Below are 1,121 nucleotides of genomic sequence, written 5' to 3' on the forward strand. Positions count from 1 at the left end.
ACGACGACCACTTCGTCTCCTCGTACCTGTCTCGCTACACCGGCTACTACCTCACCGGCGATAGCGGCCACATCGACAAGGACGGCTACGTTTTCGTCATAGAGGGACGATCCCAACGTCGGTGAGCACGGCTCGCCGGGACCTTTCCGGACGGCGGGGCCTGCGGCCGCTCACTATGGGCACCGATGCCGGAGGTTCGGGTCGTCCCAGGAGCGCCACCACCGAGAACTCTGGTGCCGAAGACGATTCGTGACTTTGTCGAGGACATGCGCGAGTTGCTTGAGCAGAGCTGCCTACTGCGTAGGAGGAGTTTGGCTGGCAAGTTCCGTGTGGCGTCCGAGGGGGCGCTGGTGCTCGGTGTCGACGCGGTAGCCGACCGCCTGCGTAAGCTTCGGCTCGTCGAACGGGTCCCCTATGACGAATCTCGCCGCCAGGCGAACGCACGGAGCAGGATCACTGGCTCGATCCCAGAGCGCGAGGTCCCGCCGGAGGTCCTCCTCGGCGAAGCGCGGGTTGCTCGATCGGAAGTCGGAGTCGTCGAGATGCGCAGGCGAGCGGACGGTCCCGGTCAGGAAGCCGTGCCCGAGCGGCGAGTAGGCGACGTGGCCGATCTCGAGCTCCCGCAGCGGGGGAAGCACTTGTTTCTGGTCGCGCGTCCACAGCGAGTACTCGGACTGCAGCGCTGTGGTCGGGTGGACGGCGCGCCCGCCGGATGGTGTCGAGCCAGGCCTCTGACGGTCCGATGTGGCGGATCTTGCCCTCGTCGGCGGATTCGGAGAGTGCGCCGACGTTGTTCTCGATCGGTGCGTTCGGGTCGACGCGATACCGGTAGTAGAGGTCGATGGGTCGGTTCCCGGGCGACGTGGTGTTGCCGGCGCACGCTTGTGTCGGAAAGCCAGCGAGCCTGCGGCGTCTCGGTGGCTGGCCGCGTGGTCGGCTCGTGGTCGAGTGGAGCTGACAACAATGCTGACAACAACGTGGACTGCGCTGGCCATACGCGTACGACGTCGGCGGTCGACAACGACCAGGTCAAAGCTCGTGAGCTCGAAGGTCTCGCGAGTTCACACCGACTTGTTCAATGCGGGCAGGAGATCGGGTCTGCAGCCATGATCTCCGAGGTG

Annotated in this window: 1 pseudogene; it reads right to left on the reverse strand. The window is 65.5% G+C overall.

The features are described from left to right. Positions 1–293 precede the first annotated feature (293 nt). Positions 294–843, reverse strand: a pseudogene (locus ABD743_RS44100) (aldo/keto reductase). Positions 844–1,121: the final 278 nt, after the last annotated feature.

The sequence above is a fragment of the Pseudonocardia yunnanensis genome, assembly GCF_039534065.1.
Lineage (GTDB): Bacteria > Actinomycetota > Actinomycetes > Mycobacteriales > Pseudonocardiaceae > Pseudonocardia > Pseudonocardia yunnanensis.